Origin of the sequence: Desulfonatronospira sp. MSAO_Bac3 (genome assembly GCF_003838035.1) — a bacterium.
GTDB classification, from domain to species: Bacteria; Desulfobacterota; Desulfovibrionia; order Desulfovibrionales; family Desulfonatronovibrionaceae; genus Desulfonatronospira; species Desulfonatronospira thiodismutans.
The window spans coordinates 1-9,417 of record NZ_QYZY01000249.1; the positions used below are offsets into that span (position 1 = coordinate 1).

The window sequence follows — 9,417 nt, forward strand, 5'->3', positions numbered from 1 at the left end:
GCCGGAAGCCGCAGATTGCATTAGCCATCCAGCACTCACTTTCTTCCGGCACCCATGAATGCAGGAAAAAAGTGAGTGCTGGAGTGATAACCTTTTGGCCTGGCTTCCGGCCAGGACAAAAATGTTTTTCTCTTAATCAATCTCTTAATCCTGTTAATCCTGTCAAAAAAGCTCTTTTCTTTATTGGGTTGCGGGCATGGCCCGCGTTAGAGCTTTTGAACCTCACTGTTGACCAGTTGCAATACTTTTGTCTGCACCTCTTCCAGGGCCTTTTGTACCTCGGGGCTTAACCCCTCCTGCATTTTTTCCGGGATGTGGGCAGCCCGGACAACAATGATGCTCAGCTTTATTTCCGTAGTTTCCTGCAATTCTTTCAGCAGGTTGGTGGTAGGAAACTGGTGCATGGAAAAATCAGAAATCTTTTTGGGGTCCACCCGGGAGATGTCTATTTCCCGGACTTCACCAGGCTCCATGTCTTCATCTGTGGTGCTGTCGATAATTATCACCCTCTGGGGATGGTTATCACTTAAGATCAGATCAAAAATAAGGGGCCTTATGGAAGTGCCCGCGTCAATACAGGCCACGTCTTGACCAACATCCCCCCTGTCCTGAAGTGCCTTGATCGCCAGCGGCCCCAGGCCGTCATCACCGTACAAGGTATTGCCACAGCCGAAAACCACCACTCTGGAATCAAACATGCTGGACCAGTCCATTTTCCCCCCGCAACCAAAAATTTAAGCCGCCTCCACCAAGGTGAAGACGGCTTCTTATAAACTATTTGTCAGCTTCTGTCTAACAATACCGCGGCACTATTTTCAGAGAACTGACAAATACTGCCTTATGTACTCATGGTCTCCAGGACGTTGCCGCTGGAATCCAGAACCTTGAGCTCTACGTTTACGCCGCCATCCAGGCGGTGAGTAGCACAGCTCATTCACGGGTCGTAGGCGCGTATGGCCATCTCCACCCGGTTCAAAAGACCCTGATCGTAGTTTCCGTCCTTGATTACCGCCTTGGCCGCCTGACGCACCGAGAGGTTCATGGGTGCATTGTTGTGGGTTGTGCCCACTATCATGTTGGCCATGGTTACAAAGCCATTGTCGTCTGTCTGGTAATGGTGAATAAGGGTGCCCCTGGCTGCCTCGACACATCCAACCCCTTCACCGGCCTTGGGCTGGATATCCTGGCAACGGATTTCCCGGCCGGTGATTTCAGGATCGTTTAAAAGCTCCTCAGCCCGTTCGCAGGCCTGGACCAGTTCAATGAGCCTGGCCCAGTGATATAAAAGGGTCAGATGAGTGGGCCGGCCGAATTCCTTGCGGAAGATGTCCAGTTCTTCCTGAGCCATGGGAGTGGCCATCTGGTCGCAGACGTTTATGCGGGCCAGGGTGTTGGCCCGGTATACACCCACGGGGTCGTTCTCGTCCAGTTTGAGGGCTCCCCATTTCTTGGCGTAGGGGAATTTGAGATAGGACCAGGGCTCGGTATGTTCGCCGATGTAGTTCATGTACTCAGAGTACTTGAACTGGTCATATTCACCGTTTTGATCCATGAGTCTTAGTTCTCCGTCGTACAGTTCCAAAGCGCCGTCAGAGGGACGAACAGTGCCCAGATAGCCGGAAGGAAACACTCCCAGGACCTTGACCGCATCCAGGTACTTGGGAAAAACCTCTTCCCGGGCAAACTTCATGGTAAACAGGCTGAATTCCTTAAGTTCCTGAATGCCTTCCAGGATCTCTTTTCGCTCCTCTTCCTTGAGGGGCTTGGAAAATCCGCCCACCACCCCGGCAATGGGGTGTATGACCTTGCCTGCGAACTTTTCCAGCATCATTTGGGCCTTGTAGCGCATGTGCACTACCTTCTTGGCCAGCTCAGGATTGGCGCCTACGATGCCCACCACGTTGCGCACTGAATAATCCGCATCAGGGCCCAGTACGAAATCCGGGGCAGCCAGAAAATAGAAATGCAGGATCTTGTCCGGGATATAGGCCATCATCTGGCACAGTTCCCTGAGCTTTCTGCCGGTAGGGGGCAGTTCCAGGCCCAGGCACTCATCAGCTGCCTTGTTGGCGGCCAGGTGGTGCTGCCAGGGGCATATGCCGCAGATGCGGGTTACTATCCTGGACACTTCCTCTACGGGACGACCTATTACAAATTGTTCAAACCCGCGCAGGGAGAGCACATGCAGCCTGGCATCGGAAACATTTCCGGTATCATCCAGGTGCACAGCCACGCTGGCATGCCCCTCTATGCGGGTTATGGGAGCTATATTAAGTGTCTTACCCATGTCTACCTCCTGACAGGTCTTTTTAGTGTACCGTGAGCCCCGGAAAAACGGGCCAGATATCCACGGCGGTCGGGCATCTTGTTTGGATCAAACCCCACGGAAGCCAGGGCCCCCATGTAATCTACCAGGGGCTTGGCGCCTTTTCTGACAGGGCCGTAACATCCACGGCAGGGGACCCGGGCGGAAATGCACCGGGGCGCACCTTCTTTGCCTCCGCATCCTACTCCTGTAACAGGCCCCAGGCAAAGATATCCCTGCTCCAGCAAACAGCGCATCTCATCCAGAGGCTTTTCCGGATCGAATTCCGGGGCGGACAGCATGCGCTTTATGTCTGCAAGACCCTTCTTGCTTTCTCTGATGGTGGGACAGGCATCGCAGACAGACTTTTCCGGCATCCTGTATTCGGTCTTGCCCTCCAGAAGAGCCAGTACTGCCCCGGCGATCCAGTCCGGATGCGGCGGACATCCTGGAAGGTACAGGTCCACCTTGACCAGTTCATCAAGGGCATAACACTGATCCAGCAGAGGCGGAATATGCTCTGTTGGGTAGTCCGCAGGATCGGTTGTAGGTGAATCCTTGTAGGTGAACTTTTTTAGTTCCTCATCGGAATACATATTGATCATGGCCGGAATGCCGCCGTCGGTAGCGCAGGTTCCCAGAGCTATAAGGATCTGGCATTTCTTGCGCATCTCCAGCAGGACTTCCTTGTGCTCCTCGTTTCTGACCCCGCCGGATACAATGCCCACCACTGCTTCGGGGATGCTCAACTCTGTTTCCTCTCCGGTCTGCCCGAAATACTTCTTGTCCAGGATGACCGGTATATGTACAAAATCCAGGTTGTTGACCAACAGGTCAACCAGAACATCACCCACGTTCAATATGGCTATTTCACAGCCGGCACAGGCATTCAGCCATTCTTCGGCTACTGTTACCTTGGTCATATAAATACCTCCATTATGGAAATGTAAGGACCCGGCAGAGCGCTAGGCACCCTGGGCCTCCTTGCTGACCCGCAGGGGATTTGGCCCCAGGGACTTGATTTTCTCGGTAAATTCATTGACCACCTTGGCGAACCTTGGTGCCTCTGCTGAAGATACCCAGTCCAGCCTGAACCTCTCGGGATCAATGTCCAGGTCTTCCAATACCAGCTTTATGGCCTGGGCCCTGGCGTATGCCTTGTGATTACCATCCAGGTAATGACATTCACCAAGGTGTCAGCCCAGGACCAGGACGCCGTCGGCGCCTTTTTCCAGGGCCTCCACCACCAGGTTGGGATGCACCATCCCGGAGCACATGACCCTGATGGCACGCATGTTGGGCGGATACTGCAACCTGGACACACCGGCCAGATCAGCGCCGGCATAAGCGCACCAGTTGCAGAGAAATCCCACAATGACAGGTTCTTTATGTTCAGCCATCGCTATATCTCCTTGGTTTTTTAGACATTTTCCAGGGCAGCATGGATCTGGGCCCTTATCTGCTCATTGGTAAAACCGTGCACAAACACTCCCTGCTTGGGACAGGTGGCTTCGCAGATGCCGCACCCCTTGCACAGGGCCTTATTTGTTTCGATCTTCTTGTGCTGAACACCCTCCACATCGTAGTCTATCAGGCTGATGGCCCCGTAAGGGCAGGTGTCCACGCATATGGCACAACCGTCACAGTTCTCCGTAACAAAAGACTTGATGGAATCCAGGGGCATTACAGACCTGGACAGGATTGTGGACGCCCTGGACACTGCGGCCTGGGCCTGGGCAATGCACTCGTCCACAGGCTTGGGGTAGTGGCAAAGTCCAGCCAGGAACATACCGTCCACGCTCATATCCACGGGCCTTAACTTGGCGTGGGCCTCCTGGAGAAATCCCTCGCTGTTGAGTCCGCACTTGTAGAGTTCCACCAGTTCTTTGTGTTCTGTAGGTACCACTGCTGAAGCCAGCACCAGGTAGCTGGGCCTTATTTCCACGTCCCGGTACAGAATATGGTCCCTGGCCATCACCACCAGGTCGTCCCCGTCCTTGCTGACTCTGGGCTTGTTTTCCAGTTCGTACTGGATGAAGATAACCCCCAGTTCCCGGGCCTCTTTGTACAGGTCCTCCCGGGCACCATAAGTCCTGATATCCCGGTAAAGAACATATACAGGCATTTTGGGGTTGGCCTTTTTGAGCTTGATGGCCGAATGCATGGTATGCGTGCAGCACACCCGGCTGCAGTAGGGCCTGTCCGGCTCCCGTGAGCCCACACACTGAATGAACACAGCCCCTTTGGCCTTGTCCAGGGCTGGTGCGTGCTCGGACATCTCCCGGTCAAATTCCAGGTGGGTAAAGACCCGTTCATCCTGGCCATAGAGGTATTCCTGGGGTTTGTGTTCCTGGCCCCCGGTGCAGACGACAGCTATGCCGTACTTTATGGCCTTTTTCTCGCCGTTTACTTCTATCTCACTTACAAAATCGCCCACAGCGCCCTTATTGTTCTTGAGTTGGGCGTTTTTATATGCTTTTATACTGGAGTGGTTTTCTACCTTGGAAATGAGCTCTTCCAGATAGGGTTTTATCTGTTCCCCGCGCCAGGTGGAGGCCAGGTTCCAGGCGTTGCCGCCCAGCTTGTCCGCCTTTTCCAGCAGGATGGTCTCGTACCCCTGATCCGCCAGTCCCAGGGCGCTGACCATGCCTGAGAGACCGCCTCCAACAACCAGGGCGCTCTGGTTCACGTTCACGGACAGATGCTCCAGGGGCTGGAGCATGGAGGCCTTGGCCACTGCCATGCGCACCTGATCCTTGGCCTTGTCCAGGGCCTTTTCAGGCTCCTTGCCGTGCACCCAGCTGTTCTGGTTGCGGATATTGGCCATTTCAAAGAGGTACTCGTTAAGCCCGGCATCCTTCATGGTCTCCCGGAAAAGAGGCTCGTGGGTCCTGGGGGTACAGGCCGCAACCACCACCCGGTTAAGGTTGTGCTCCTGGATCTTGTCCTTGAGCATGACCTGGGTATCCTGAGAGCAGGAAAAGAGGTTGTTTTCCACCATGACCACGTTGGGTAGAGACTTGGAGTATTCCACAAGTTCTTTGACATCTATGGTGCCGGCGATATTAATGCCGCAGGAGCACACAAAGACACCCACCCTGGGCTCTTCTCCGGACACTTCTTTTTCCGGTGGGAATGTTCTTTCCTGGGTCAGGGTTCCGCGCTGACTGCTCAGGGATATGGAAGCCGAGGCAGCGGCACAGGAAGCATCTGTTACCGACTGGGGGATATCCTTGGGTCCCTGGTAACAGCCACTGGCATAAATGCCGGGGACGTTGGTGGCTGACGGGGCAAAGCTGGAACTGTCCGCGAATTTATACTTGTCCAGCTCCACTCCCAGAGCCTCTGCCAGATCAACAGAGCTCTTGGAGTTTTCCAGACCAACCGACAGAACCAGAAGGTCAAACTCCTCCTTGACCCTCTCCCCGGTCTGATCATTAAAATACTCCACCTTTACCCCGCAGCCGTCCTGTCCGGGGTAAACAGTGTGAATGCGGCTCTGGACAAAACGCACACCATTTTCTTTGGCCTGCTCGTAATACTTGTCGAACTCCTTGCCATGGGTACGGATATCCATGTAAAAAATGGCCTGGTCCGTATCGCCGGTGGTATGCTCCGCCGTTACCATGGACTGCTTGATGGCGTACATGCAGCAGACCGAGGAACAGTAGCCGTTGTCGCATTTATTAATGTTTCTGGAGCCTACGCACTGCAGCCAGGCTATCTTCTTGGGCTCGCTGCCGTCGGAAGGCCTGGTGAGATGTCCCATGCATGGACCGTTGGAGGAGAGAAGCCTCTCATACTCCATGCTGGTGACCACGTCCTTGAACTGGGAATAGGCATAGGTATCAAAAGCGGAAGGATCAAAAGGCTTGAATCCCGGGGTCAGAATTACCGAACCTACGTTTATTTCCTTGATCTCATCCTGAAAATCCTGATCAAGGTCAATAGCTCCGGTGGGGCAGTACTTTTCACAGGCCCGGCATTTTCCCTTGCCTTTTTCGCCCTTGTTGCCGCCCTTGACAAAAAAGATACATGTCTCCTTTTCAATGGCGTACTTCAAGGGCACAGTCTGCCCGTACTTGATGTATGCCGACTTGCGCTTGTCCAGCCCCTCGTTGAACTCGTCCGGGACTTTCTTGGGACATTTTTCCGCACACAGGTTACAGGCTATACATTTGTCCATGTCAACAATGCGCGGCTTCTGGCGCACCTTGACGCTGAAATTACCTTCCCGGCCGCTGATTCCTTCCACCTCGGCCAGGGTCAAAAGCTCGATATTCAAGTGCCGACCGCACTCGACCAGTTTAGGCGAAATAATTCACATTGCACAATCGTTGGTGGGAAAAGTCTTGTCCAGTTGGGCCATGGCCCCGCCTATGCCGGAAGACTTCTCCAACAGATAGACATAGTATCCAGCGTCAGCCAGATCCAGGGCTGACTGGATACCAGCGATTCCTCCGCCGACAACCATGACCGCGCCTACTTTTTCCGCGCTCATTCTTGACCCCCTTTGCCAAATGGTAATGAATTATTAATATGCTCCATTTCCTTTGAGTTTGTTATAACACGCATTGAGTTTGTTATAACACGCACAAGCATACATAAGTCAAGACCTGTTTTAACAAATATTAAACAACAAAAAAACAGTAAAAACAAGTAGTTAAATCAAAATACACAAAATAAAACTGCCATATTTAAAAATTTGATAAAAATTTCTCACAACGAAGACAAACAAATAAACCCCGGTAACGAGCCGACTTACTACTAATAACTGATATCACTGATTAAAAAATTATCAAGGACAAACCTGCACAAATCATCCTGCCCTGCCCGGACTGAAAATGCGTAAGGAACTGACGGAACTCATCACTTGCTCTCATGGACATTTTTAAATAATATGGAGTTTGTACTGGAGTAAAAGCTTAGCCCTTGTTGAGGAAAGCAGGGGACAGTTCCGCGTTTATTTTTTTTCTGATGGACAATTTTCAGCTGTTGGCCCTGGAAAAATAAGTGCGGAACTGTCCCCATGCCACATGCAAATGGCTAACCTGTTACTTACTGGAAAACAGTTTTCCTGCTGATGAATAATCTGCAACAGCACACCCTGAACATGTCTCTTGCCGGTCTTCAGGCCTTGTGCCTCCCCTGCTTGAAGCATAAGCCTGAATCCGTGAAGTATACTTTTTTCGACATATATCCTTGTACAAAGATTTGGCGGACACCAGCAAAATAAAACACAGGAAGCAAAGTATGAAAAGATCTTTTTTCGGTTACCTGGTCATATTTTTTATCATTTCAGCAGTAGCTCTGACTGCGGCGTGTTCCCCGCGCAAGGTCTCTCCGCCCACCCCACCCCCCAGGATTGAAGAACCCGAGAGAGAACCAGTCAGACCGGAACCCCCGGAAGAAAAGCTGGACAGGGCCCGCAAATACACAGTCCTGGGACAGACCTACATCCCTTTGTCCTCATCGGAAGGTTTTGAAGAAGAAGGCATTGCTTCCTGGTATGGACCCAAATTTCACGGCAAAAAAACCGCCAGCGGAGAAGTCTACAACATGTACGAAATAAGTGCAGCCCACAGAATCCTGCCTATGCATACAAAGGTGGAGGTGACCAATCTGGAAAACGATAAAAGCATCCGGCTCAGGATTAATGATCGCGGTCCTTTTGTAGACGACCGCATCATAGACCTTTCCATGGCAGCGGCCAAAGAACTGGACATGATAGGGCCGGGCACTGCCCCGGTGAGGGTCAAGGCTGTGGGCAGCGCCCCCAGGGATGAGTTGCCCGGCACTTTCTATGTTCAGGTGGGGTCCTTTACCACCAGAGAAAACGCCGAAAACAAAAAGGGCCGGGTTCAGGAAAAGGGATACAGCGAGACACGCCTGCAGAAAAATGATTCCGGCGGCCAGACCGTGTGGCGTGTACAGGCCGGTCGTTTCGAAAACGTCGGCCAGGCGGAAAAAGCCAGGGACAGCCTCAGGGAAAGTTACCCAGAGGCCTTTATAATTGCTGATTGATCTCTGAGCGGAATTTACGCGACAACCTGAAAACCACTACTTTCCGCCCGGGAAGAATTATAGCCTCGCTGGTCTGAGGATTTCGGCCCTTTCTGGGCTTCTTGTCGTAGGTCTCGAACTTGCCGAAACCGCTTATAAGCAGGGAGTGATCCTTTTTTATAGCCTGTTTTATAATATCCAGCAAATGTTCAATCTGTCCCTTGACCTCTGAGCGCTTACGTTCGCTTTGCTCATAAACCCTGTCCACCAGATCCGATTTGGTTAGGGTGTTGACCATATACCTCCCTCCTGTATTTTTTTGCCGGGGCCTGTAAAAACCCTGACAGAATTGACTGTGCTGGAAATACTCGGATATGATCCTGAACTGAAACACAGTTATGAAAGTGCAGAAGCGATTTTCCTGGCAAAATCCTGCATCTGTTCATCGCTGTCATATTTGTACTGAGGCCAGAGCTGCAGGCCGTCCCCGTGGAAGCGGGGAATCAGATGCCAGTGGGCATGCATTACCACCTGACCCGCGGCCTGGAAGTTGTTCATGCCGACATTGAACCCGTCGGCCTTTAGACCCTGAATAATACCCCGGCCCACCCTGCGGATTGCTTCGTGCAATTGGGCTGCCATATCTTCAGGTATTTCCAGGATATTTTCTACGTGCTCCCTGGGAATTACCAGGCTGTGCCCCCTGACAGCAGGAGCAACATCAAGAAAACAAAGGACTGAGTCGTTTTCATAAACCTTTGCACTGGGGATTTCTCCGCGGACTATTTTACAGAAAATGCAATCCTGCATGCTGCCTCCTTGAAAAATTTGCTGTCTGAAGAATCCTGATCTTTCATCCAGGCTCCAGGCCAGGCCCTCTTGAGATTTTTGCAGTGCCTACTTCGAACTTGTGGGTGAACAGTTGTCAGTTATTTATTATCAGGTGCTCAGCACAAATTTCCACAGGTACATGTCAGTGACTTACTCCTGAAACCCTGTCATAAAAAACAAGGTATCTGTTTAGCGCTTTGCATGTGGCATGGGGACTGGCTCTTCCGGGACCCACTTGTCCCAAAAAATGAGATATTTTAAGCACAAAATGATGCTCA

General features: G+C 51.9%; 8 protein-coding genes. 1 reads left to right on the plus strand and 7 read right to left on the minus strand.

Annotated elements, in window-relative coordinates; genetic code table 11:
• Window positions 1-206: 206 nt before the first annotated feature.
• From D5S03_RS08540 to D5S03_RS08560, 5 genes are all read right to left on the minus strand, one after another.
• Window positions 207-713 carry a hydrogenase maturation protease gene (locus D5S03_RS08540; protein ID WP_287043491.1) on the minus strand — a complete coding sequence of 169 codons (507 nt, stop codon included), beginning with the start codon at window positions 711-713 and terminating at the stop codon, window positions 207-209.
• A 221-nt stretch (window positions 714-934) separates the two neighbouring features.
• The gene (locus tag D5S03_RS08545) at window positions 935-2,287 is read right to left on the minus strand and encodes a Ni/Fe hydrogenase subunit alpha (protein WP_287043493.1); all 1,353 of its coding nucleotides are present in this window, start codon (window positions 2,285-2,287) and stop codon (window positions 935-937) included.
• Between the two features lie 2 nt (window positions 2,288-2,289).
• Window positions 2,290-3,228: an NADH-quinone oxidoreductase subunit B family protein gene (locus D5S03_RS08550; protein ID WP_287043495.1), complete on the minus strand. Its 939-nt coding sequence runs from the start codon at window positions 3,226-3,228 to the stop codon at window positions 2,290-2,292.
• A gap of 42 nt (window positions 3,229-3,270) precedes the next feature.
• On the minus strand, window positions 3,271-3,705 hold the full coding sequence (locus tag D5S03_RS08555) for a hydrogenase iron-sulfur subunit (RefSeq protein WP_287043497.1): 435 nt from the start codon (window positions 3,703-3,705) through the stop codon (window positions 3,271-3,273).
• A gap of 20 nt (window positions 3,706-3,725) precedes the next feature.
• Window positions 3,726-6,806, minus strand: a complete 3,081-nt coding sequence (locus D5S03_RS08560) for an FAD-dependent oxidoreductase (RefSeq protein WP_287043499.1) — start codon at window positions 6,804-6,806, stop codon at window positions 3,726-3,728.
• 752 nt (window positions 6,807-7,558) lie between these two features.
• On the opposite strand from D5S03_RS08560, the gene D5S03_RS08565 reads away from it, so the two are divergent.
• Complete coding sequence (locus tag D5S03_RS08565) at window positions 7,559-8,329, plus strand: septal ring lytic transglycosylase RlpA family protein (RefSeq protein WP_287043500.1); 771 nt, start codon at window positions 7,559-7,561, stop codon at window positions 8,327-8,329.
• Here the strand turns inward: D5S03_RS08565 and D5S03_RS08570 are convergent.
• A complete protein-coding gene (locus tag D5S03_RS08570; RefSeq protein ID WP_287043501.1) occupies window positions 8,313-8,606 on the minus strand; it encodes an integration host factor subunit alpha in 294 nt (97 codons plus the stop codon). The genes D5S03_RS08565 and D5S03_RS08570 overlap by 17 nt on opposite strands.
• Window positions 8,607-8,704: 98 nt before the next feature.
• The gene (locus D5S03_RS08575) at window positions 8,705-9,118 is read right to left on the minus strand and encodes an HIT family protein (RefSeq protein ID WP_287043502.1); all 414 of its coding nucleotides are present in this window, start codon (window positions 9,116-9,118) and stop codon (window positions 8,705-8,707) included.
• Between the last annotated feature and the right edge of the window lie 299 nt (window positions 9,119-9,417).